Annotated in this window: 18 protein-coding genes and 1 tRNA gene; 16 read left to right on the top strand and 3 right to left on the bottom strand. The window is 38.4% G+C overall.

Annotation, left to right across the window (positions count from 1 at the left end; genetic code table 11):
• The first annotated feature begins 5 nt into the window (after positions 1–5).
• Genes C4S54_RS02225 through C4S54_RS02210 form a run of 4 tightly spaced genes read left to right on the top strand, consistent with a single transcriptional unit; the run spans position 6 to position 6,272 of the window.
• Positions 6–920, top strand: a complete 915-nt coding sequence (locus C4S54_RS02225) for a carbohydrate ABC transporter permease (protein WP_022773515.1) — start codon at positions 6–8, stop codon at positions 918–920.
• Positions 921–959: 39 nt separating this feature from the next.
• A complete protein-coding gene (locus tag C4S54_RS02220) occupies positions 960–2,501 on the top strand; it encodes an HlyD family efflux transporter periplasmic adaptor subunit (protein WP_103868058.1) in 1,542 nt (513 codons plus the stop codon).
• On the top strand, positions 2,501–3,739 hold the full coding sequence (locus C4S54_RS02215; protein WP_103868057.1) for an ABC transporter permease: 1,239 nt from the start codon (positions 2,501–2,503) through the stop codon (positions 3,737–3,739). Before C4S54_RS02220 ends, C4S54_RS02215 begins: the two co-directional genes overlap by 1 nt.
• A gap of 13 nt (positions 3,740–3,752) precedes the next feature.
• Positions 3,753–6,272 (top strand): ABC transporter substrate-binding protein, encoded by a 2,520-nt coding sequence (locus tag C4S54_RS02210; protein WP_103868056.1) that lies wholly within the window; start codon positions 3,753–3,755, stop codon positions 6,270–6,272.
• A gap of 218 nt (positions 6,273–6,490) precedes the next feature.
• On the opposite strand, the gene C4S54_RS02205 is transcribed toward C4S54_RS02210, so the two are convergent.
• A tRNA-Gly gene (locus C4S54_RS02205) sits at positions 6,491–6,561 on the bottom strand.
• A 129-nt stretch (positions 6,562–6,690) separates the two neighbouring features.
• On the opposite strand from C4S54_RS02205, the gene mscL reads away from it, so the two are divergent.
• The 3 genes from mscL (at position 6,691) to C4S54_RS02190 (ending at position 9,031) form a co-directional block, all read left to right on the top strand.
• Positions 6,691–7,173, top strand: a complete 483-nt coding sequence (gene mscL / locus C4S54_RS02200) for a large conductance mechanosensitive channel protein MscL (RefSeq protein WP_103868055.1) — start codon at positions 6,691–6,693, stop codon at positions 7,171–7,173.
• A gap of 116 nt (positions 7,174–7,289) precedes the next feature.
• Positions 7,290–8,378, top strand: a complete 1,089-nt coding sequence (mnmA, locus tag C4S54_RS02195; protein ID WP_103868054.1) for a tRNA 2-thiouridine(34) synthase MnmA — start codon at positions 7,290–7,292, stop codon at positions 8,376–8,378.
• A 158-nt stretch (positions 8,379–8,536) separates the two neighbouring features.
• Positions 8,537–9,031 carry a DUF2798 domain-containing protein gene (locus C4S54_RS02190; RefSeq protein WP_103868053.1) on the top strand — a complete coding sequence of 165 codons (495 nt, stop codon included), beginning with the start codon at positions 8,537–8,539 and terminating at the stop codon, positions 9,029–9,031.
• Positions 9,032–9,090: 59 nt separating this feature from the next.
• On the opposite strand, the gene C4S54_RS02185 is transcribed toward C4S54_RS02190, so the two are convergent.
• Positions 9,091–10,113, bottom strand: a complete 1,023-nt coding sequence (locus C4S54_RS02185; RefSeq protein ID WP_242973716.1) for a LacI family DNA-binding transcriptional regulator — start codon at positions 10,111–10,113, stop codon at positions 9,091–9,093.
• Between the two features lie 4 nt (positions 10,114–10,117).
• Positions 10,118–11,536, bottom strand: a complete 1,419-nt coding sequence (gene uxaC, locus C4S54_RS02180; protein ID WP_103868052.1) for a glucuronate isomerase — start codon at positions 11,534–11,536, stop codon at positions 10,118–10,120.
• A 244-nt stretch (positions 11,537–11,780) separates the two neighbouring features.
• Between uxaC and C4S54_RS02175 the strand changes: the two genes are divergently transcribed.
• The 9 genes from C4S54_RS02175 to C4S54_RS02135 all read left to right on the top strand — a co-directional run bounded on the left by C4S54_RS02175 (position 11,781) and on the right by C4S54_RS02135 (position 23,964).
• Positions 11,781–13,283, top strand: a complete 1,503-nt coding sequence (locus tag C4S54_RS02175; RefSeq protein ID WP_103868107.1) for a UxaA family hydrolase — start codon at positions 11,781–11,783, stop codon at positions 13,281–13,283.
• Positions 13,284–13,581: 298 nt separating this feature from the next.
• Positions 13,582–15,261: a hypothetical protein gene (locus C4S54_RS02170; RefSeq protein WP_103868051.1), complete on the top strand. Its 1,680-nt coding sequence runs from the start codon at positions 13,582–13,584 to the stop codon at positions 15,259–15,261.
• 158 nt (positions 15,262–15,419) lie between these two features.
• Positions 15,420–16,376 carry an ABC transporter permease gene (locus C4S54_RS02165; protein WP_103868050.1) on the top strand — a complete coding sequence of 319 codons (957 nt, stop codon included), beginning with the start codon at positions 15,420–15,422 and terminating at the stop codon, positions 16,374–16,376.
• A 12-nt stretch (positions 16,377–16,388) separates the two neighbouring features.
• Entirely contained in the window at positions 16,389–17,264 is an 876-nt protein-coding gene (locus tag C4S54_RS02160; protein ID WP_103868049.1) for a carbohydrate ABC transporter permease, read from the top strand.
• 124 nt (positions 17,265–17,388) lie between these two features.
• On the top strand, positions 17,389–18,111 hold the full coding sequence (locus C4S54_RS02155; protein WP_103868048.1) for a rhamnogalacturonan acetylesterase: 723 nt from the start codon (positions 17,389–17,391) through the stop codon (positions 18,109–18,111).
• A gap of 20 nt (positions 18,112–18,131) precedes the next feature.
• Positions 18,132–19,811, top strand: a complete 1,680-nt coding sequence (locus C4S54_RS02150) for a glycoside hydrolase family 43 protein (protein ID WP_103868047.1) — start codon at positions 18,132–18,134, stop codon at positions 19,809–19,811.
• A 91-nt stretch (positions 19,812–19,902) separates the two neighbouring features.
• Complete coding sequence (locus tag C4S54_RS02145) at positions 19,903–20,952, top strand: Hint domain-containing protein (RefSeq protein ID WP_103868046.1); 1,050 nt, start codon at positions 19,903–19,905, stop codon at positions 20,950–20,952.
• Positions 20,949–21,962, top strand: a complete 1,014-nt coding sequence (locus C4S54_RS02140) for an HD-GYP domain-containing protein (protein WP_103868045.1) — start codon at positions 20,949–20,951, stop codon at positions 21,960–21,962. The genes C4S54_RS02145 and C4S54_RS02140 overlap by 4 nt, the downstream gene beginning before the upstream one ends.
• 16 nt (positions 21,963–21,978) lie before the next feature.
• A complete protein-coding gene (locus C4S54_RS02135; protein WP_103868044.1) occupies positions 21,979–23,964 on the top strand; it encodes a family 43 glycosylhydrolase in 1,986 nt (661 codons plus the stop codon).
• Positions 23,965–23,970 lie beyond the last annotated feature (6 nt).

Here is a 23,970-nt window from a genome sequence, read left to right as displayed (position 1 = left end):
ACAGCATGAACATGTTACAAAAAATGTATAGGAAAAAGAGGCGTATAGATAATTTTAAGACCGCGCTGGTAACGATTGCAGCTTTTGCATTTGCGATTATTTTCCTTATGCCTATCATACTGACTATCACTAATTCATTTATGTCATCGTCAGAGATAAATGCCAACTATGGTTCGATTTTTGCAACGACTCAAAAGGGCGGAAAAATATTTATTTCAAAGACTGTTAATCTGAAATTTATTCCGGATATGGTCACATTTGCCCAGTACTTTACGGTTTTGTTTAAGAGTCCGCAGTATCTTTTGAAGTTTTGGAACTCAATCATATATGTCGTTCCGATAGTAGGTATTCAGCTTGGAATTGCAACTTTGGCGGCATATGGATTTTCGAGATATGACAGCAGAGTTAAAAGAGCTATCTTTTTTGCCTACATAATAATGATGCTTATGCCTTATCAGGTTACGCTTGTTCCAAATTTTCTGGTTTCAAAGGCCATAGGAATATATGGGACAAGGTGGTCTATATGGCTTCCGGGATTCTTTTCGCCATTTGCGGTATATCTTTTGACTAAATTTATGAGAAGGATTCCCACGGAAGTATTGGAGGCTGCCTCAATAGATGGGGCAGGTGAGTGGTACATTTTCTCAAGGATCAACATGCCATTATGTAAAGGAGGAATTGCTTCAATTGCTATACTTGTATTTTTTGATTATTGGAATATGGTTGAACAGCCTCTTATTCTTTTGGGTGATCCGGATCTTCATCCGCTTTCTGTATTTCTTTCTAAGATAAATACAGGAGAAATCAGTCTTGCTTTTGCAGTTGCGGTAATTTATCTCGTGCCGCCGCTTCTTATATTTTTATATGGCGAGGATTATCTGGTAGAGGGTATATCCTACCAGGGAGGAATAAAGGGATAAGAGTTTTGCAATTATTTTAGTTACAAGGGGAGTTTTGTTATGTCAGAGAACTTTGACGAGAGAAAAGATTTAATTCAGCCAAAAAAGGAAACAAACAGAAAAGATATGGTAAAGAACGTTGCAATCGCCTTTTTGTCCGTGATGCTTGTTCTTACATTCTTTTCAAACACCATTATGAACTATACTCTGCCTCAGGTAGCGACAGTTCAGATAGAGAGCGGATCAATTAGTCCGCAGATAAGGGGAACCGGAACAGTTACTGCGGAGGACCCATATAATATCACGGTAAAAGAAACAAGAAAGATTTCAGGAGTAGCTGTTAAAGAGGGAGCTCATGTAGAAATCGGAGATATCATCTACTACCTGGAAGATAAAGAGTCGGATGAACTGGTTAAGGCAAAAGAGACACTTGACACCTTGGAGCTTGATTATGAACAGATGATGTTTTCAGGTGATGTATCAAGTGCGGTTATTTCTAATGTAAGAAATGGCAAAACAGCTTCTTATGATACATATCAGGCACAGGTTGGGGCAGTGCTTGATACTTACAACGCAGCCCTTTCCGCTGACAATGCGGCACAGGCAGAGCTCGATTACATAAGTAACCTGATGGATTATGAAAAGGCGGGGATTGATTACAATACAGCAACACCGGAATACCTTATCGCTCAGGCTACTTCAGATATGACTAAGGCTGCAAATAATGGAGATACCGACAGGGTTGATGAACTTGAAAACTTCATGGCAGAGCTTACAAGAGACAAGTCACAGCTTTCAACTTATAGCTCTCAGCAGGGTTACAGCTATTCACAAAAAATTTCTCAGGCAACTGAGAAAAAAGCTCAGACTTCAGCAGCTTTAAAAGAGGCAGAAAGAGTTAAGGAAGATCAGCTAAAGAGCATCAATATTGAAATATCTCTTTGCCAGAAGAGAGACAAGATAACCGAGCAAAAAGAAAAGATAGCGAAGCTTGAGGCTGAATCTGTTGGCGCATCCGTAAAGTCACCTGTTGCAGGAACAGTATCTTCTGTAAATAAAGTAGCGGGTGAGTCAACTTCTGCAGATGAGACAATCGCAGTTATTCAGGTTGACGGAAAAGATATGACAACAAGCTTTTCTGTAAGCAACTCTCAGGCGCAAAAGCTCAAGGTTGGAGATGCTGCCCAGCCACAGAATGCATGGCAGTTTAGTTCAAACTTCAAGGCTACACTTACATCTATTAAAAATGACAAGCAGGATCCGGCAGGTAAAAAGCTTCTTACCTTTAAGATCGAGAGTACAGAAGTTACACCCGGTCAGAGCATTTCTCTGGCAATCGGTGAAAGAAGCCAGGAATACGACATGATAGTACCAAACAGCGCTATCAAAACAGATACTAACGGTAAGTTTGTACTCATAGTTAAGAGCAAATCATCACCACTTGGAAACAGATATACAGCCACAAGAGCTGATGTGACAGTCGTTGCATCTGATGACAAAAATTCAGCTATCACAGCTGCGATTGATGATTATGAATATGTCATCACAACTTCCAATAAACCTGTAAAAGCAGGAGAACAGGTAAGGCTTTCTAACGAGTAATGAAGACAAAGTTTAAAGAGATACAGAATAGTTTAATACAGCTTTTTAAGAACAAAGTCTTTATCCTTGTGCTCATTCTTATTGCCGCTGACCTTCTTCTGGGAGCATACAGCAGACATCTTGTCAGCAAGTTACCTGAGCAGGCAGAAGCTTCAAGATGGTCTGACGGAAGGAAGATGACTCAGGTCAGCGCCTTTTTTACAGAAGACCAGCTTATAGATTCGGATTACATCAGAAAGCTTGAGTATATACTTCAGGCAAAAATGAATGATGTGGGCATTATCGAAGATGATGACGATGAAGGATCAGATAGCAAAGGTCCGGTGATTATTGATACACAGACACTTGATGAGACTAATGCAGATTCTGAAACTGCTCTGCAGGAAGAAGTAGATGATTCCAGGCTCTATGCAAGCTGTTACAGTGCCCAGGGAATTATATCGATCACTTTTGAAAACAAGATGGCAGATAAGGTAACAGCCATAGGTACTGAGGGGGATTTCTTTCTTTTTCACCCTTTAGAGCTGGTATCAGGAAGTTACTACTCGCCGGATGCCCTTATGAAAGATGGGATTGTTATAGATGAGGATCTTGCCTGGCAGCTTTTTGGTTCCAATGATGTCGTTGGACAGATGGTAATGATTGGCGATGTGCCCCATTATGTTTCAGGTGTTGTAAAAAGAGAAGAAGGCAAAATGCGAAAGGCTTCAGGCCAGAATGCCAGTATAGCCTATATTTCATATGACAGCCTGTGTAAGTATGGAACAATACTAAGCGGAAGAACAGAAAGTGCAGAGATTGCAGAGGATGGTACTACAGCTAGTAAAGGTGGTATAAATTGCTACGAAGTGGTAATGCCCGGACCTGTTGATGGAATAGTTGCTCAGATTGTAAAGGAAAGTGCAGCTATTGATGATGCATATATTTCAGTCATTGATAACACTGAGAGATTTTCGTTTTTTGCCCTCCTTAATGTGATAATGTCCTATGGGACAAGGAGTATGTGGAACAAGGCTATATTTTTCCCTTATTGGGAAAATCTGGCCAGAGGGTATGAAGATATTTTGGCAACGCTTCTTTTGATCAGGCTGATATGCAGAACTATTGTAGTTGTAATTATTGTCCTGTTTATCATCAGATCTTACAGAAATAAGAATTGGACTGTAAGAGGAATATTTAATGATCTAATGGAAAAGAAATATGATTATGAGGTAAGACGAGCTCAAAAGAAGTTATGAGAGGAGAGATGTTATGAAAAGAAAAGGTTTATTAAAAAAGACCGGAGCGATAGCATTATCAATGGTTATGGCTATTGGAATGCTCGCCGGCTGCGGAAAAGAGAAAAGTGGTTCAGATGATAGTCTTTTAAATGAGGCAGCATCCGGTTCCAAAGATTATGTTTTTAAGATTGAAGATATGGGCGTTGATATTGACGGCAACAATATTTCAACAGTAAAGATTGCGGGAGACAAGGTTTATGCTGTTGATTATTACGGAGCAGATGGAAAAGGTGTTGCGGTTAATTCTTTCAACTACGATGGTTCAGGTTTGAATACAGTTTATCTTCCTAACAGTAACGGAGAGAGCTATAGCCGTTTTAATTTTGATAAGGATGGAAATATCTACGCACTTTTAGAGATTTATGACTGGGGTGACGATGACGAGATGCACATTATGGATGACGAAGAGAGTGCAGATGGCGCATCTGAAGCATCTTCACTTGAAACAGAAGCATCTACGGAAGATACAAGTGAAAATACGGCAAATGAGAATGAATCAGCTAATGACATTTCATCACTAGAAGATTCCGGTGATTTGGGCGATGCATCTTTTGCAGAATCATCTGCAGATGACAGCTTAGAAAAAAGTGTGGTTTCATATGATGATTATTCAGGAGAGATGTATGAGCCCTCTCAGGAAGAAAGATATCTTGTGAAATATGATGCTCAGGGAAATATGCTCTATAAATACGACATCAATAAAGACCTTGCTGAAGGCGATTATCTCCAGATATATGGAATGGTTTATTCAGAAAAGTATGGTCTTTTGCTAAATGATGGCCGTGGTATTGAGAAGTTTGATGAAAATAACGGCTTTAGCCTTGTTTATGATACAAGTAAATCAACTGAATATAAAGATTCATATCTTGAACTCTATCAGGGCTTTAATGGAAATATTTTCCTTGCAGGGTATGGAAATGATGGCTATTTAATTGCACCTATCGATGTAGAAAAAGGAGAAATAGGACAAAAATCAGCAGCGCTTGAGCGTTACAATAGCATGACAGTATTTGAAGGTAATGGATATGATCTGTATATCAGTACAGAATCAGCGATCTATGGTTATGACTTTAAGGCAGATAAGATTACCAAATTGCTTGACTATGTTGATTCCGATCTTTCAGCAACCTATTCGATCAGCGCAGCAGCAGCTATCAGCGACACAGAGTTTTTAGCTGTTCTACCGGATTTTGAATACAATTATTCTCTTGAGAGACTTGTTAAAGTTCCTGCTGATCAGGTAAAAGATAAGCAGGTGATCACTCTTGGGGGATCATTCATTGATTATACTGTAAGACAGGCTGCTGTTAAATTTAATCAGGAAAACCAGGATTATAAGATAAAGCTTGTAGACTATTCTGTATATAACACAGAAGATAACTGGAACGAGGGAACTAATAGATTTAATCTCGACATTGTTTCAGGTAATATTCCGGACATTATGACATTTGACAACGATTCACCAGTTGATAGCTTCATCAATAAGGGACTTTTCCTTGATCTTAATAGTTTTGTAAAAAATGACCCGGATCTTTCAAATACTGAATTTATTGATTCTGTTATGGATGCATTTAAGACGGGAGATAAGATGTATCTTATGGTCCCTGGGTTCAGTATTGCAACAGTAGCTATGAAGACTTCGCTTACTCAGGGCAAAAATGTACTATCTGTTGATGATATAGAAAAAATGATAGCCGACATGGGAATCAGCTATGATCTTGCCTGTGGACCGCAGAATCGTCAGGAAATGATGAACTACGGAATTGCTTTTTCAGGAAATAAGTTTATTGATTGGGAAAATAAGAAATGCAATTTCACAGATGAGAACTTCATAAAGCTTTTGGAATTCACCAAGAATTTCCCGGAACAATACAATGAATCACTCTGGGAGAGAAATCTTGACGATATTTACAGGTCAAATGAAGCAATTTTGAGTTTGACAGGTATTTATGGCTTTGATCAGTATAAGAGATTGAAATATGGACAGTTTGGTGAGGATATTTCATTTGTTGGATTCCCTAATGAAAAAGGTGAGAACTATTCAACAATTTCTCCTAATGTGACACTTGCTGTCAGCGCTAGAACAAAGAATTCAGAGGGAATATGGCAGTTCCTTAGAACTTTCTATATGGAAGATTATCAGGATAATCTTGAATTTGATTTCCCTGTAAGAAAGTCCAGCTTTGATAAAAAAGCAAAAGAAGCAACAGAAGTTAAGTATTATACAAATGATGATGGGACAAAGGAAGAAGAGGCAGAATACTATTGGATTGGTGATCAGGAGATCAAGCTTCCTCCGCTAACTCAGGAAGATGTTAAGTTTATAGAGGACTTTATCAACAGTTTGCATGAACCAATTACTTATAACGAAAGCGTTAACAACATAATTATGGAAGAAGCTTCTGCTTTCTTTAGCGGGCAGAAGAGTGCTGATGAGGTAGCAAATATCATACAGAGCAGACTTTCAATATATGTAAATGAAAATTCATGATCAAGCGATGCATATGAGGATTGCGAAGGTGTAGTAGCTTATATAAAACGATGCATATGAGGATTGCTGAGATGTAGTAGCTTAAACCAAACGATGCATATGAGGATTGCTTCGCAATCCTCATCCGCGCGTTCGCGCGGTATAATAAAACAGACAGGTTAATTTGTTCATGTAAACATGAAAACTAGCCTGTCTGTTTTATTGCATCGCTTGGTTTAAGCAGGATACGGGAATCGAACCCGCCTCCTTAGCTTGGGAAGCTAATATACTACCGATGTACTAATCCTGCATTGCTTGTCACACAACTATTATATTTTACTTTTATTGGCGCACAATTTCAAGTGGGCAAGGTAAATTTTTAGTGCTATAATTTCACTTAGGTAACTAAAATTTTTAGTATTGTATGGGAGAAAACAAAATGACAGAGGATATTAAAAAAGTTGCAGGCAAGGGGAAGAGCCTTGCAGGGGAATTTCGTGAGTTTATAATGCGTGGTAATGTAATGGATATGGCTATCGGTGTTATCATAGGCGGGGCTTTCCAGAAGATAATTACATCACTTGTAGATGATATTATCATGCCGGTGATAAGCCTTTTGACAGGTGGAATAGACTTCAACAACATGTTTGTAAGTCTTGACGGATCACAGTATGCAACCCTTGAAACTGCAAAGGAGGCTGGTGCTGCAACACTTAATTATGGAACATTCATTACTGTAGTTATCAATTTTGTATTGATGGCTTTTGTTATTTTCCTTCTTGTTAAATTTATGAATTCTGTAAGTAATAAGATCAAAAAGGAAGAGGAGGAAGCTGCTCCTACAACTAAGATCTGCCCTCGCTGTAAGAGTGAGATCAATATCGAGGCAAGCAGATGCCCTCATTGCACATCTGAGCTTTAAATTTGAATTGTCTTTTTGATAAAAATGTTGTATTGTAGCCCTTGTACGTTGTTGTATAAGGGCTATTTCTTTATAATATAAGTAAGATTTCGAGTTTTTGGATAGGAAAAGTATTTATGACAAGCAGTAATTTAAGTAAAAAAGCATTAATAGCTATGAGCGGCGGTGTTGACTCAAGTGTAGCGGCTGCGCTTATGGTAGATAAGGGATATGACTGTATGGGCTGTACTATGCGCCTTTATGAAAATGATATGGTAGGTAAGGACCTTTTTGATACTTGCTGCAGCCTGGCGGATACTCAGGATGCAAGAGCAGTGTGTGACAGACTGGGGATTGATTACCAGATTTATCATTATGAAGCTGAGTTCAGAGAGAATGTCATTGAACCCTTTGTATGCAGCTATGAGAGAGGAGAGACACCTAATCCCTGTATCAGATGCAACAAGTATCTGAAATTCGATATCCTTTACCAAAAGGGAAGAGAGATGGGCTTTGACTATATTGTCACTGGTCATTACGCAAGGATAGAAGAAAAAGATGGGCATTTTTATCTGCTTAAGGCCAAGGATTTAAATAAAGATCAGAGTTATGTGCTCTATGATCTTACTGAAGAGCAGCTTTCTCATACATTTTTCCCACTTGGTGAGTACACCAAGACTGAGGCGAGAGGAATTGCTGAGGGAAAAGAGTTTGTTACATCTCATAAGAGTGAAAGCCAGGATATATGTTTTGTGCCTGACGGTGACTATGAAGCTATGATCAAGCGCTATAGAGGAAAAGAGTATCCAAAGGGCGATTTTGTTGATGTAAACGGAAATGTCTTGGGGCAGCACAAAGGAATTATAGGATATACAATAGGTCAGAGACGTGGCCTTGGAATCCCTGATAAAAAGAGATTATATGTAACAAAACTTGATGTTCAGAATAATCAGGTTGTTCTCGGTGACAATGAGGATCTGTTTAAAAGAGAAGTTCACATAAGAGATTTTCATTGGATAACGGGTGAGGCTCCTGAAAATGAGTTTAGATGCAGTGCCAAGATCAGGTACAGACACAAGGAACAGCCGGGAGTTTGCAGCATAAATAATGATGGAAGTGCCATATTTACTTTTGATGAACCTCAAAGAGCTATAACTCCGGGACAATCTGCTGTTTTATATGATGGAGATTATGTTCTTGGCGGTGGAATTATTTCCAATATTTAAAAAAACACTTACATGATACCTTGAAATCTGTTATAATCGAAAATCGCTGAAAAAAAGATTTGAAGATTTCAAGGTATTATTGGAAACGCACATCCTTTGCCGGGTGATAACGAACAACACAGAGGTCTTCCCGTTTAAGAAAGAGAGGAACTTATTTTATGTTACCACAGAGCAAATTACAGGATGTGTTTTTTACTGCTTTAATGGCATTCGTTATGGTATATGCCATGATCGTTTACAACATTTCAATGAGTGTAGGCGGACTTCAGAACTTTGTATTCCTGGCAGCTTTTGGCGAGATTATTATCATGTGGCCTATAGCTGTAGTGCTTGAGCTTTTATTTGTTGGAAAGCTTGCTCAGATTCTTGCTTTTAGATTTGTAACTCCTGGTAAGGATCCAATGATCATGATCATACTTGCTATTTCATCAATGTCTGTATGCCTTATGTGCCCACTTATGAGCCTTGCAGCAACAATTCTTTTCAAGAATGCAGGCAGTGAATTTGTCAGCGTATGGCTTCAGACAACAGCCTTTAATTTCCCAATGGCACTTTGCTGGCAGATTTTCTTTGCCGGTCCACTTGTGAGAAATGTATTTGGAGCTATTATGAAGACATTTTTTAAAGGAAATAAAGCGGAAAAAGCTGCTTGATAACACTTGATAATAAAAAAAATACCCTCAACATAGAAAACTATGCTGAGGGTATTTTTTTATAGTTTTGTGGATCCTCGCTCAATAAGTTCACCGGAGAAAATAGTTTTCTGAGGCATTTCATTTTGAGAAAGGGTTCCAATAAGGGTCTTAACAAGCTGTATGCACATATCTTCAAGACGATTATCAATAGAAGAGATAGGAGGTTCTGAGCAATGAGTAAGGATGGAATTGTTGTATCCAATGATCTGTAGCTCTGATGGAACCTTGATCTTATTTGCTCTTGCAAAATTCATTGCACCAACAGCTAAAAAGTCATCACTTGCTATAATTCCATCGAATTTCACACCCTTTAAATAGAGTTTTTCTATAAAGTTTTTAACCCCGTCTATATCTTCATTTGATCCCTTGAAACATTGAAGCAGTTCTTTTTTTACTGCTATATCATGAGACAACAGAGCGCTTTGATATCCGGCCAGCTTTTTTAATCCTGAATATGAATTGCTGTTGTAAAGGTAAAGGATGTTTTTGAGGCCTGCATTGAGCATTTTCTCTGTGGCATCCTGCGTTGCCTTGTAATCATCACATAATGTGCAATACACATTATTGCAGTCGTAATCAGCATTAAGAAGCATTATGGGGACAGAAGCGGCAGCATCGTTGACATACATGTTGTCTTCGGGATTATTCATGATAAAGTTTGAACCGACCATTACGACACTGTCTACATGCTGTGAGAGTAGAAGATTAAGGGATTCTTTTCTGGAATCCATCTCATATCCGGTACAGCAAAGAACAGAATTATAACCATTTTCTCTCAGGTTTTGCTCAATATAGTATAAAGCCTTTGCCAGGTAAAGGTCAGAAGCGTCAGCGCATAAAATGCCGATTGTTTTCATTGAATTAAGGCCGAGACCTCTGGCGAAAGCATTTGGTTTATAGCCGTATTGTTCAATTATATCCATGACTTTTTTGCGTGTCTTGGGCTTAACGTTGGTGCTACCGTTTAAAACTCTTGAAACGGTAGCAATAGAAACGCCGGCCTTTTTGGATATGTCATAAATAGTCATCTGGTTGCTCATAAAATTATCTCGTTTCTAAAGGAAATTTGAAGTATCTTACAGCATTATTGTAGGAGATATCTGCAGCAATCTCTCCGAGAATATCAAGATCTGATTCAGGATACTCGCCATTCTCAACAAGACTTCCAAGGTAATTGCAAAGGATTCTGCGGAAGTAATCATGTCTTGTGTAAGATGTAAAGCTTCTTGAATCTGTAAGCATTCCAACAAAACCGGAAAGGTTGCCGGATTCTGCAACTGATTCTAGCTGCTGTTCCATACCAAGCTTTGTATCGTTGAACCACCAAGCGCTTCCCTGCTGTATCTTGGCAACAACAGGTCCCTCGTTGAATGCATTGAGAGTAGTGTTGATAATCTTGTTATCGCTTGGATTAAGGCTGTAAAGAATAGTCTTTGGAAGAGAGTTCTTTACATGAAGAGCATTGAGGAAATCAGCAAGCTCGCCCATTGGATAATATGCACCGATAGTATCAAAACCTGTATCAGGACCAAGCTTTTCATACATAGGAGTGTTATTATCACGTTTGCAACCGAAGTGAAGCTGCATTACCCAATCTCTCTTTGCGATTTCTTCGCCTTCAAAGAGCATGAACGCTGTTTCGAACTTAAGATCTTCTTCATATGAAATCTCTTCACCGCGAAGTCTCTTTGCAAAGATCTCCTCGATTTCTTCATCTGAAGCAGGTCTGTACATAACATATTCAAGAGCGTGGTCTGTTACGTTACATCCCTTTGAAGCAAAGTAATCAAGTCTTACTCTGAGAGCATCCTTAAGGGATTTGAAAGAATCAACCTTAACACCGCTTACTTCTGAAAGCTTAGCAATGTAATCTGTGAATTCAGGCTTAGTGATATTTTTAGCCTTGTCAGGTCTCCATGCTGGAAGAACCTTAACATCGAAAGTAGAGTCTTCTTTGATCTTGTCGTGCCACTCGAGTGTATCGATAGGGTCATCTGTTGTGCAGATCAAAGTAACGTTAGACATTTTAATGAGCTTTCTAACACTCATATCTGGAGACTGAAGTACTTTGTTGCAAATATCATATACTTCCTCAGCTGTTTTTTCGTTAAGAACTCCGTCATATCCGAAATACTTTTTGAGCTCGAGGTGTGCCCAGTGATAGAGTGGGTTGCCTACGGCTTTGCCAAGGCATTTTGCAAACATAAGGAACTTATCCTTATCAGAAGCATCGCCTGTCATATATTTTTCATCTACGCCAAATGCACGCATGAGACGCCATTTGTAGTGATCTCCTCCAAGCCAAACCTGTGTGATAGTCTCGAAGTGACGATCTTCAGCGATCTCCTTTGGACTTATGTGACAGTGGTAGTCGAGTATAGGCATGTTTTCAGCATAATCATGATAAAGCTTTTTAGCTGGTTCTGACTGTAATAAGAAATCTTCATCCATAAATTTCTTCATTTCATAACCCTCCTTATATAAATAATAATTTTTTTGTAAAAAATATGTAAGCATTTACACAATCAAAAATTATTATACTAGAGGGCATTTTTAAATACAATAGATAAAAAGGCATAAATTTACATTTCATTTATAGTTAAAAAAGCCAAAAAGCAGTTGACCAAATTGTTTATTACAGATATGATTTATGTAAGCAGAAATGAAAGAGCTTACATCTGCATGAATGCAGGGAAAGGGTAGGGTTATGAGTAACTTTTTAAAAATTCATCCACAGGATAATGTAGTTGTTTGTCTTGAACCTATGGCTAAGGGGCAGACACTGAAACTTTCAGATAATGAGAGCATAGTAATTGCACAGGATATTCCGGCAGGACATAAGGTTGCAATTAAAGATATCAGGAATGGAGAAAATATTATTAAGTATGGATACGCAATAGGACATTCCACAGAAGATATTACAAAGGGAATGTGGGTTCATACACATGATGTAAAGACAAATCTTGAGGGAATACTTGAATATAAATATGAGCCAGATAAGGATTATCTTGAAAAAAGAAAATCTATGGTTGGTTCAAAGAAGGCTTCATTTAAAGGCTTTGTCAGAGCAAACGGTAAAGTTGGTATCAGAAATGAGGTTTGGATCATACCGACTGTTGGATGTGTAAACAATATTGCGACCAAGCTTGCTGAGAAGGCTAACGCTTATGTGAAGGGCAGCGTTGATGAAGTTGTTGCATTCACACATAACTATGGCTGCTCACAGACAGGAGATGACCAGGAACATACAAGAACAATTCTTTCAGATCTTATCAATCATCCAAATGCCGGCGGTGTGCTTGTCCTTGGCCTTGGATGCGAGAACAGCAATATTGATGTACTAAAACCATATATTGGTGAAGTTGATGATAAGAGAGTTAAGTTTCTTGTTTGTCAGAATTCTGAGGATGAGATGGCTGATGGTCTTGCACTTCTTAAGGAAATTATAGAAGAAGCCTGTAAAGATGAGAGGGAAGAGGTTGATGCTTCAAAACTCATCATTGGTTTAAAGTGCGGCGGAAGCGATGGATTCTCAGGCATTACAGCCAATCCGCTTGTTGGAAGAATTTCTGACAGAATCATAGAATGCGGTGGTACTTCAATTCTTACAGAGGTACCTGAGATGTTTGGCGCAGAGACTATTCTTATGAACAGATGTGTTTCAGAAGAAAAGTTTAATGACACAGTAAATATGATAAATGGCTTTAAGGACTACTTTACAAAGCAGGGCGAGCCTATTTATGAAAACCCATCTCCTGGAAACAAGGCAGGTGGAATCACAACTCTGGAAGATAAGTCTCTTGGATGTACCCAGAAGTCCGGTGATTTCCCTGTTATGAACGTTCTTAAGTATGGAGAAAGAACTGACGTTACAGGACTTAATCTTCTTTGCGCTCCGGGTAATGACCTTTGCGCAGCAACTGCACTTGCATCATCAGGCGCTCAGATAGTTCTTTTCACCACCGGAAGAGGAACACCATTTGCATGTCCTGTTCCTACTATGAAGATAGCCAGCAACAACACTATTGCAGAGAAAAAGAATAACTGGATCGATTTCAGAGCAGGACAGATCCTTGAAGGTCGCAGCTTTGAAGAGCTTACAGATGAGCTCTTTGAAAAGATATTAAGGACAGCGTCAGGAGAGAAGCTTAAGAGTGAAGAAGCAGGTTTCCATGACATGGCAATTTGGAAGAGGGGCGTTACTCTTTAATTAGAAGTAACAGATTGTATACAGGCCAGTAAATCGTTATACGTATTCTTTGTGCAATTTTGCCAAACGCTTTGTGAAAAACATATTTTTAACACTATTTATTTGTGAAAAGTTTATATGTAAGCACTTACGCAAAACCAGTAATAAAGGGTTTCTCAGGAAAAAGTGCACAGTAGCAAAGCAATTTCAGCATTTTTCATGCTTGAAAAGGTTTCCGCTACATGATAAAGTACATATATGGTAAGTGAAAACGCTTACATTTAGTAAACACACAATCTATATGGGAGGAAACATTTAGATGAAAAAGAAAGTATTATCATTACTTCTGTCAACAGCAATGGTAGCTTCTCTTGCAGCATGTGGCAGCACAGGCGCTGAGACAACTACAGAGTCTGGTGACACAACAGCATCACAGTCTGCAGATGCTACAACTCAGGCAGACACAGCTGCAGCAGATGGAGAGTACACACTTGAGACTCTTAACATCGTTGTAGATGGAACACTTACTGCAACAGTTGAAAACGGACAGCAGGCTTTCAAGGAGCAGTGGGAGAAGGCAGTTTCTGAGAAACTTGGCCATCCAATCACACTTAACATCAACCAGCTTGATCACTCAGATTATGCTGGAACAGTATCACGTCTTCTTACAACAGGAGCACCTGGTGATGCTGATTACCCAGATGCACTTATCATGAGCGCTACAATGTTCAGACAGTATTCACAGACTGGTCTTCTTTGGGATATGGCAGATGCGTATGCAAATGCAGAGTTCCAGTCACGTGTAACACTTCCTTTAGTTAACGAGAACATGAAGGATGAAGAAGGACATCTTTACGGATTTGCTCCTACATATGGAAACGGATGCGTTACATATGTAAAGAAATCATGGCTTGATGCAGTAGGAATGAAGGCTGAAGATATTAAGACTTTTGATGACTACTACAACATGCTTCTTGCATTCACAAACAATGATCCAGATGGTGATGGCTCTAACGGAACATACGGTGTTATCGCTGCTGGTTATGGTAAGCTTGATGAGGCTCCATACATCAACTATATGCCAGAGTTCTGGCAGGGCGCTTATCCTTCATTCTATGAGAAGGATGGAGTTTGGGTTGATGGTTTTGCAGAGCAGGCTACAATCGATGCTCTTACAAGACTTGCAAAAGGTTATGCTGATGGCGTAATCGATCCAGATACAGAAGAAGCTGGAACAAAGCAGGCTCGTGAGAAGTGGTTCTCAGCTGAGCAGTCAACTTCAGAAGGTGTATTCACATACTGGGCTGGCACATGGCTTAGAACTCTTACAGACAATATGTCTAAGCAGGGCGTAGATGATGAACTTGGTGATGACAGACTTGTACAGCTTGCTCCTATCCAGGAGATCAAGGATACATGGGGCGGATACATCAACAGAGAAGCTCCTGTTTGGGTAATCACAGATGATCAGGATGGCAGCAACGCTCGTGAGCAGGCTATCTTCGATGCACTTCTTGAGACAATGCTTGATGGTGATACAGTTCAGACACTTTGGACATATGGTGCTGAGGATGTTCACTGGTCAACACACGCTGAAGAGTTCACAACTAACGCTGATGATCCTGACAAGAAGAAGGATTATTCATATGAAGAGGGTCAGTTCCACCTTAAGCAGTCACCTAACGATCCTAACGCTGTATGGAAGAAGAACCACCTTGATCCAGTTCTTGTTATCGCTCCTCTTACAAACGGATTCGTTGATTCAGATGAGCTTGTAACAGCTGGTAACAAGTTCTTTACAGAGAACTGTGTAGACGCTCCTCAGGCAGCTTCTTGTGAGACACTTACAGAAGTTAATGAAGAGCTTGTAACAGATAAGACAACTCTTATGAACCAGGTTGTAACTGGTGAGAAGACAGCAGAAGATGCTATCGCTGAGTACCTTGAGAAGTGGGGCGATGTTTCTGCTCAGATCGTTGAAGAACTTAATGCACAGTAATTGCATATAATATCTTAGACGGAAGTCAACTTTTCCCATCCCTTAGGGGGATAAAAATCTTCTTGGGGATGGGATTTTTTTGAAAAAATTCACGATAATTGATATAATTATCATGTAACAAATCGTGAATTACGCCAATTTGAAAGGAAGAGGATGCTATGAGTAAGAAGCAGACGGTTGCTACGACATCTACAGGAGCTCCAATTAATAAAAAGCCTCTTAGTACACGCATCAAAAATAACTTTGGTTACTACTTGATGTTTTTGCCGGTTTTAGTATTTGTAATCATTATTTATTACTGGCCAATGCTGGGTGTCCGCTACGCATTTTATACTTATAAGCTTAGAAATATTGAGTTTGTTGGGCTCAAGAATTTCTACACAATGTTTGGAAAAAAAGAATTCTGGACAGCATTTACTAATACTTTGGAGATTTCTATTACGAAACTTCTGATCACAACCTTTACTTCGGTTTTGGTTTCTGTATTTCTTAATGAAATGCATAACATTTTTGCAAAGAAGTCTCTTCAGACAATAATCTATTTGCCACACTTTATGTCATGGGCTGTAGTTGCAGCTATATTCCAGTTGTTCTTATCAAAATCATCTACAGGTTTTGTTAATGAGACATTAAAGTCATGGGGAATTTTAAGTCAGAGTATTGACTTCCTGCATGTTCAGTCAATGTGGAGACCTATTTTCTATTTGATCAACATATGGAAAGAGACAGGTTGGGGAACAGTTATTTTCCTTGCAACACTTTCCGGTATCAATCCTGAACTTTATGAAGCAGCTGATATTGATGGTGCTTCAAGAATTCAGAAAATTTGGTATGTAACAGTACCAGCACTTATGAATACGGTAATAATTGTATTGATTCTTAACCTTGCAAAGGTTCTTAACCTTTTCGAATCAGTATTTGTATTATATAACAACCGTGTGTTTGACGTATCTGATGTTATTTCAACATATGTATACCGCCAGACTTTCCTTACAGCCATTCCTGACTATGGATATACAACAGCTGTTGGTTTGTTCAAATCAATTGTTGGTTGCTTCCTTGTTCTTATATGTAACTGGGCTAGTAAGAAAATTCGTGGCCGCGGTATTATTTAAGGAGGTAACATTATGGCACAGGTAAAAGCACAGGCTATGCAAGTTAAGGCAAGAAAAAATAAAGTACATGTATTTGATGTTGTCAATTATGTAGTATTTATTTTGATTGCACTTATTGTTCTTATTCCAATTTGGAAAGTAGTTGTTGATTCCTTTAATGCTGTAGGTGTTTACCAGTTCAAGTTATGGCCTGAAGATTTTACAGTAAATGGATATCTTACAATTTTTACAACAGTTAGATTGTACAGACCATTCCTTAATTCAGTTATTACAACTGTATTAGGAACATTTCTTGGTCTTGTACTTTCAACACTTGGAGGATACGTACTCACACAGACAGAGATGCCAGGTAGAAATGCAATGTCTTTCTTCCTTCTTTTCACAATGATCTTCTCTGGTGGTATGATTCCTGAATACCTCGTTATGAAACAGCTCCATCTTGTTGATACAATGTGGATCCTTGTTATCAAGCATGGTATGAACGTTTACAACCTTGTATTGATGAAGAACTTCTTTGAAGGAATTCCCGGATCTCTCTTTGAAGCTGCTAAAATTGATGGTTGCAGTCCTATGGGAATTTTCTTCAAGATAGTACTTCCTCTTTCAAAGGCAGCTCTTGCTTCAATCGGTCTTATGTATGCAGTTACAGTATGGAACGATTACAGCACAGTACAGATTTACATTACAAATCCTGATCAGGTTAACTTCCAGTATAAGCTTCGTGTAATGATCATGGATGGTGATACGCCTACGACAGCATATAAAGTTTCACAGAATACTCTTTATTATGCAGCTATCGTATGTGCTATCCTTCCTTTCATGGCAGCTTATCCATTCCTTCAGAAGTACTTTGTACAGGGCGTTAATGTTGGAGCTGTAAAAGAGTAATTATTTTCTTTCGACATTTAGAATAGAGGATATGCTTTATGCATATCCTCTTTTTAGTTAATCGGTACAATAATGTCAAAAGCGACATTATATTAAATAAATATAATATAAAGGAGAGCGAGGTATGAGACACATATTTTGGGCAGGGGATTCAACTGTAGCCTGTAATAAGTTCAATACATATCCTCAGACCGGCATTGCGCAGGCCTTTGACAGATATACCAAGGAAGATGTTGTGATATATAATCATGCTGTAAATGGCAGAAGCACAAAGAGCTTTATAGATGAGAGCAGACTTGCTGTTATTTATGATGAAATAACAAAAGGCGATTTTCTTTTTATACAGTTTGGTCACAATGATGAAAAGATAAATGATCCAACGAGATATACAAAGCCACACGATGATTTTATTGTAAATCTCGGAAAGTTCGTGAATGTGGCGAGAAATAAAGGGGCTTTTCCTGTATTTATCACATCAGTTGAGAGAAGACTTTTTGATGAGAATGGCAATTTAAAGCCATCTGAGCATACAGAGTATGTGAAGGGGATGAAAGAGGCAGGAGAGAAGTTTAATGTTCCTGTAATTGATCTTTTTACAATGAGCCGCAATTTCCTTGAAAAGACAGGAGATGAAGCTTCCAAAAAATACTATATGAACCTTGCTGCAGGTGAAGCTGATTGGGCACCTGAAGGGAAAATAGATAATTCACATCTCAAATATGAGGGAGCACTTCTTTATGCAGGAATGATAGCGAAGGGACTTTCAGAACTTGAAGAACCATATAGGTCACTTGTTATTGATAGTCAGGCACTTGCCAAATACTTGGATATTGAAACAAATGGTTGAAACGACTTGTGGAGGAGAAAATGTCTTATTCAGATTTAGGCTCAAAATTTAGAAATCCGATAATCTTTGCTGATTACAGTGACCCTGATGTGATCAGGGTGGGGGATACATATTACCTTACTGCATCAAGCTTTAACTATACACCTGGGCTTCCTATACTGATTTCAAAGGATCTTGTTAACTGGAAGCTTGTAAATTACGCTCTAAACAATATTAAGGAAAAGAGATTTGATATTCCAAGGCATTCAGAGGGAGTATGGGCTCCTTCTATAAGATACCATGAAGGAGTATTTTACATTTTCTATGGAATGCCGGATGAGGGATATTATGTTGTAAAAACTAAAGATCCTCTTGGAAAGTGGGATGAACCTATATGTCTTTTGGAAGGAAAAGGCCTTATTGATTGTTGTCCATTTTGGGATGAAGACGGTAAAGCTTACATTATACATGGCTATGCTAAGAGCAGGATTGGGTTTAAGAGTATTCTTGGAATATTCGAAATGAGCTCCGATGGAACAAGGGCACTTACTGAAGATCACTTTATTTTTAACGGAAATGATCCTGATCACCCTGCTGTAACTATTGAAGGACCTAAGGTTTATAAGAGGGATGGATATTATCATATCTGGGCTCCGGCAGGTGGCGTAACAGATGGATATCAGGTCGCTCTTAGAAGCAAGAATATTTATGGGCCTTATGAGATAAAAGAAGTAATGCATACCGGAAATACTGTTATCAATGGACCTCATCAGGGTGCTCTTGTTGATACAGTAAATGGCGATGAATGGTTCATTCATTTCCAGGACAGAGGCCTTTATGGGAGAATATGTCATCTTCAGCCTGTTACATGGAAAGATGGCTGGCCGATCATTGGTACTAATCCGGATGAAAATGGATGCGGTGAACCGGTTTATGAATATACTAAGCCGAATGTTTCAAATGATTTTAATATAGAGGATACAGGGCTTTTTGCATCTGATGATTTTGAGAATGGAAAATATAATTTAGCATGGCAATGGCTTGGCAATCATTATGATTCTTTTTACGGCCAGATACCTGATAAAAAGAATGGTATAAGATTATATGCGCTTAACACAAGTTCTGAAAATGAGCCTGTTATCTGGAAAAGTGCCAATGTTCTTACACAAAAACTGATCTATCCAATGTTTGAAATGAAGATCAGGATGGATGCTTCCGGTCTAAAAATTGGTGACAGGGCAGGTGTATGCATGACCGGTGGCCAGTATATGGCCGCATATGTTGAGAGAGTATCTGATGAGAAGTATGTCATAAAAACAATTCATTCAGAGGGAACAGATTCTGATAAAAAAGAAGTTGCAGATAAAGATTTCGATTTTTCAAAAATCTGTTATAATAATGAACTTGCCGCTTCAGATGCGTTAAAAGACATTACATGGACCATGACATTTTCCCACTCGGATAGTAGTTTGAAATCAGAAGATATGTATTTTCAAAATGTTCATAATCCTCTGGGAGATGAAAATCCTAGTCTCAAAATAAAACTTAATTTTGGTGCATCAGATAATGAGAAACAGGGACTTGACCTTGGAGCCAACTATACTCCGTCAGATCATACGTGGGTTGGTGCAAAGATTGGTATTTTTGCTATTTCTAATAATATAGAGAATTCTCTCCCAGGATATGCTGATTTTATTTCTGCAAATATGGAGATTCTGTAATCTGTATGAGTTTTTGCTGTGATAGCGGTAATAAATGATAAAATAATCTTGCAATTATTTTTGATTTCATTTTTTATGAAGGAATACTACTATGAACAGGAATTTTGATTGTGTAGACGGAAATATGGATGTGTTAATGTATAACAACACATTAAAGAAAGTGCGCGATCTAAATAATAGCGATGAAATCTATGCTATTAGCTATGATGGAGAAGAACTAAGATATATAAAGGCAAAGATACTTGGTGTTTATAAAAGAAAGAGCAGCGCCGTCAAAATTACATTAAGTGACAACAGAAATATTATATGTAGCCCGTGTCATCAGTGGCTTACGAGGGCGGGGTGGCATTTTTCTTATGATAATGGCTCTATACACGAGAATGCTTTTTATATAAAAAATGATATGAAAATGGTTGGCTTTTCTAAACGACTAACCGGTGTATATGAAGAGTCCAGGCTTTATATGGCTGGTTATATCATAAGTGCAGAAATATACGGAAGAAATCTTATAGCTTTTCATAGTGGAGAATATGCTGATTTTGCTTTGAGAAATGGAGAGGTACTTAATCGAGTATACAATTTCCTTTTGTACTTCGGCATAGATGTGGCTTTAGAAGATTATTTTGCGCATGATAGTGATACTAACGAATATTTCGTTACGAAAAAACTGCGTGTATCCTATAAGGATATGATAAGATTCTCTGAGAAGTATTCCAAATATAAGGATGAGCCTGAATTCCTGAGGGGATTTGTTGCAGGCTCTTATGACTCAGACGGAAGCATCAATCCTATTACCAAGAATGTTGGAAGTTCCAAAAAAGAGTTCCTTAATATTGTAAAAAATGGATTGGAATTGTTTGACTTTGAATATTCCTATAACAGTGAGTATATGAAAGCTGCAATTATGGGAGGCGTCACTGAACTTATAAGGTTTTATAACATTTTTAAGCCAGTGAATAAATTTGCAGTTGAAAATCTGCCGGTTAGAAGCAGAGGTGTTGGCAATATAGCTATAGTCAACATTGAGAAGACAAAAGATGATGATTTATATGAGATAATTACTTCCTCACGGAGCTTTATTGTTAATGGTATAGTTTCCCATGACTGTACTAACTTTATTTGCGGGGAGGTAGGGCGATGAGATTTGTAAGTACCAAAGATCTTAAACCCGGAATGCTTCTGGCTAATAATTTGTATGACAATAATGAGATTACTCTTTTAAAAGCTAATACTCCCTTAAATCAATTCTATATAGATAGAATTGACAAGCTAGAATATGAAGGAGTTTATATATTTGAGGATGGTGATGTTGAGAAGGCCAGGCAGATAGTATCCGATGAAACAAGACTTAAGGCTATCAAACATCTAAAAAAATTGGATATTGATGCATGCATTTTTCTTGCTAACAGCATAGTTAATGAAATTCGAAATGCTGATTCTCTTATTATTGAGCAAAAAGCTATTTGTAGTCATGACAATTATACTTATGTTCATAGTGTAAATGTTGATATTCTTTCGGTAATTATAGGGATAGGCATGGGACTGTCTAATTCTGAGCTTGAAAAGCTTTCGCAAAGTGCCCTTCTGCATGATATAGGGAAATGCGATATTCCGTTGGAAATACTGAATAAACCAGCAAAGCTTTCCAAAGAAGAATATGAAGAAATGATGAAGCATCCCTGGTATGGGCTTTCTCGTCTTCGTGAAAAAGAAAAAACTGGAGATGAGATTTCAGCAGTAATAAAAAATGCTGTTTATTCACACCATGAAAATTGGGACGGAACAGGATATCCGAGAGGAATTGCAGGGACAGATATTCATGAATTTGCAAGAATTATTCATGTTGCAGATGTATACGATGCTCTTACAACAAAACGTGCATATAAGAATGCAATGAACCCGGCAGATGCAATCGAGTATCTTATGGCTAATGCCGGTATAATGTTTGATATAAAAGTAGTTAATACCTTTCTTCTTTATATAGCACCTTATCCAATTGGTTGTACTGTACTTTTGTCTAATGGTCAGCAGGGCGTTGTTATAGAAAATAATGAAAAATATTTGTCACGTCCTAAGGTTAAGCTTTCAAATGGCAAAGTGATAGATATGATGAAAAAATTGGATATTACGATTTTGAATATTTTGGTATAGGGGGATAACAGATTATATGGATGCAGGAAAGCTGACTATATATGATGCGGCAAAAAAAGGTGATTTCGGCCTTGTTAAGTGGATTGTGGAATATTCAAGGTCAAGTCTTAATGAGTTTGCCAAAGGACATAGGACAGCACTTCACTTTGCGGCTATGTCTGGTAATATTGAGATATTTAAGTATCTGGTTGAAAGGTGTGGCCTTGATCCTTTACAAGGTGATATTGATCTTATAACGCCTTGGGATATAGTTCATACAATAGTTAAAAATGGCTTAAATAGCGAATATACCCTTGATAATGTCAACTGTAACCCAGAACATAGGGAAATAGAGCTCTATTTAGAAAACAGATATTCTCATTCATATGATGATTTTTACAGGAATCCAATAAGAGCAGGTTTTTTTCCGGACCCATCAATTTGCAGAGTCGGTGACGATTACTACATGGTCAATTCATCATTTATCTTTTTCCCATGTATCCCAATCTCACATTCAAAAGACCTGATACATTGGGAGATAATAGGCCATGCTATTACAAACCCTGACTGGGCTTATCTTGACGAGCTTGAGGGTGGAAGGGGCTATTGGGCACCTGATATTTCTTTCTACGAAGGCAGGTTCTATATAACAGCGACTTATAGACTTAATGATGTAGGACCGGTTTACCGCAGGCAGATGGTTGTATCTTCAGAAAGGCCGGAAGGACCATACAGTGAGCCGGTGTTCATTGATGAGGATGGAATTGATCCAAGTATCTTTAATGACGATGATGGTAAAAGATACATGCTTCTTAACAGGGGCGCCCGTATATTTGAGCTTAGTAAGGATGGCACAAAGAAAATATCCGAGCCACAGCTTCTTTTCTACGGAGATAATAAAAGAGCTCCTGAGGGACCACATTTATATAAAAAAGACGGATATTATTATCTCCTTGAAGCAGAAGGTGGAACAGGGCCGGGACATATGGTGACTGTTTCAAGGAGTAGAGAACTCTTTGGAGTTTACGAACCATGCCCATATAACCCTATCATGAGGCAAAAAGATCCTGATGCTCTTATTCAGCGCTGTGGACATGGTGATATGGTTGAGACCCCTGATGGCAGATGGTACATGGTCTACCTGTGCGGACGAAAAATAGGAGATGGCTACAGCATTCTTGGAAGAGAAACTGCTATTGATCCTGTTATGTGGACAGCAGATGGATGGCCGATTGTTAACAATCTTAAGGGACCATCAACCATGCAGATCAAGCCTTTTCCTGATTTTTCAGGGATTATGGGTTCTACTGATATACATAGTGAAATAGATAAAGAAAAATGCAGTACACTTCTTGAATTGGATGAAGTAAGTACTATCGAAAAAATATCGTCATGTGGACTTCCTTTGGATTATATGACGCCTCGACCATTTAGAAATGGTGATGTGAAGTATATCGAAGGAAATGATGAGAACGAGCCTTCTTTCATAATAAAGGGTAGTAAGGCTCCCATTTCGAGTGTCGACAGTAGAAATCTGGTGCTTAAAAGGCAGACATCTTTTTCGTTTGAATATTCTGCAGACATGGAGATTCCGGAACTTTCTGAGGGCCAACATGCAGGTATTTCGGGCTACTATGATGAGAATACTTTTGTGTTGTTCGGACTTATGAAAAAGGACGGTAAGGTATTTGTCTTTTCTCAGGAACATATTGGAGAAGAGGACAGATGGATTGTATCAGATGAGCCGGTTGAAAGCTCAACTAAGATGATCAGGTTTATAATGAATACTGATTACCTGAAAAGAACACTAAGCTATGAGGTCATTGCTACTGATACGCAGATAAAAGAAGCAGTTTTTGAGAGTGCGGTATTTGCAACACTTCCTGATGTATATTACCTGTGCGATGAAGGCTATAATAAAGGAAAACGCTTTACCGGAGCACTTGTTGGTATGTATGCTTATGGTGGTGAGAGTGCCCCTCTGACTGTCAGGTTCAGTAATTGCAATTATAAGGACATATAAATAGTG

Origin of the sequence: Butyrivibrio sp. Su6 (assembly GCF_900108105.1) — a bacterium.
In the GTDB taxonomy this organism is placed as follows: domain Bacteria; phylum Bacillota; class Clostridia; order Lachnospirales; family Lachnospiraceae; genus Butyrivibrio.
This window is presented reverse-complemented; position numbering and strand designations above follow the sequence as displayed.

Excerpts from the sequence above, each read along its gene's own strand:
- C4S54_RS02225 (WP_022773515.1), top strand. The coding sequence starts at position 6 with ATGAACATGTTACAAAAAATGTATAGGAAAAAGAGGCGTATAGATAAT.
- C4S54_RS02220 (WP_103868058.1), top strand. The coding sequence starts at position 960 with ATGTCAGAGAACTTTGACGAGAGAAAAGATTTAATTCAGCCAAAAAAG.
- C4S54_RS02215 (WP_103868057.1), top strand. The coding sequence starts at position 2,501 with ATGAAGACAAAGTTTAAAGAGATACAGAATAGTTTAATACAGCTTTTT.
- C4S54_RS02210 (WP_103868056.1), top strand. The coding sequence starts at position 3,753 with ATGAAAAGAAAAGGTTTATTAAAAAAGACCGGAGCGATAGCATTATCA.
- mscL (WP_103868055.1), top strand. The coding sequence starts at position 6,691 with ATGACAGAGGATATTAAAAAAGTTGCAGGCAAGGGGAAGAGCCTTGCA.
- mnmA (WP_103868054.1), top strand. The coding sequence starts at position 7,290 with ATGACAAGCAGTAATTTAAGTAAAAAAGCATTAATAGCTATGAGCGGC.
- C4S54_RS02190 (WP_103868053.1), top strand. The coding sequence starts at position 8,537 with ATGTTACCACAGAGCAAATTACAGGATGTGTTTTTTACTGCTTTAATG.
- C4S54_RS02185 (WP_242973716.1), bottom strand. The coding sequence starts at position 10,113 with ATGAGCAACCAGATGACTATTTATGACATATCCAAAAAGGCCGGCGTT.
- uxaC (WP_103868052.1), bottom strand. The coding sequence starts at position 11,536 with ATGAAGAAATTTATGGATGAAGATTTCTTATTACAGTCAGAACCAGCT.
- C4S54_RS02175 (WP_103868107.1), top strand. The coding sequence starts at position 11,781 with ATGAGTAACTTTTTAAAAATTCATCCACAGGATAATGTAGTTGTTTGT.
- C4S54_RS02170 (WP_103868051.1), top strand. The coding sequence starts at position 13,582 with ATGAAAAAGAAAGTATTATCATTACTTCTGTCAACAGCAATGGTAGCT.
- C4S54_RS02165 (WP_103868050.1), top strand. The coding sequence starts at position 15,420 with ATGAGTAAGAAGCAGACGGTTGCTACGACATCTACAGGAGCTCCAATT.
- C4S54_RS02160 (WP_103868049.1), top strand. The coding sequence starts at position 16,389 with ATGGCACAGGTAAAAGCACAGGCTATGCAAGTTAAGGCAAGAAAAAAT.
- C4S54_RS02155 (WP_103868048.1), top strand. The coding sequence starts at position 17,389 with ATGAGACACATATTTTGGGCAGGGGATTCAACTGTAGCCTGTAATAAG.
- C4S54_RS02150 (WP_103868047.1), top strand. The coding sequence starts at position 18,132 with ATGTCTTATTCAGATTTAGGCTCAAAATTTAGAAATCCGATAATCTTT.
- C4S54_RS02145 (WP_103868046.1), top strand. The coding sequence starts at position 19,903 with ATGAACAGGAATTTTGATTGTGTAGACGGAAATATGGATGTGTTAATG.
- C4S54_RS02140 (WP_103868045.1), top strand. The coding sequence starts at position 20,949 with ATGAGATTTGTAAGTACCAAAGATCTTAAACCCGGAATGCTTCTGGCT.
- C4S54_RS02135 (WP_103868044.1), top strand. The coding sequence starts at position 21,979 with ATGGATGCAGGAAAGCTGACTATATATGATGCGGCAAAAAAAGGTGAT.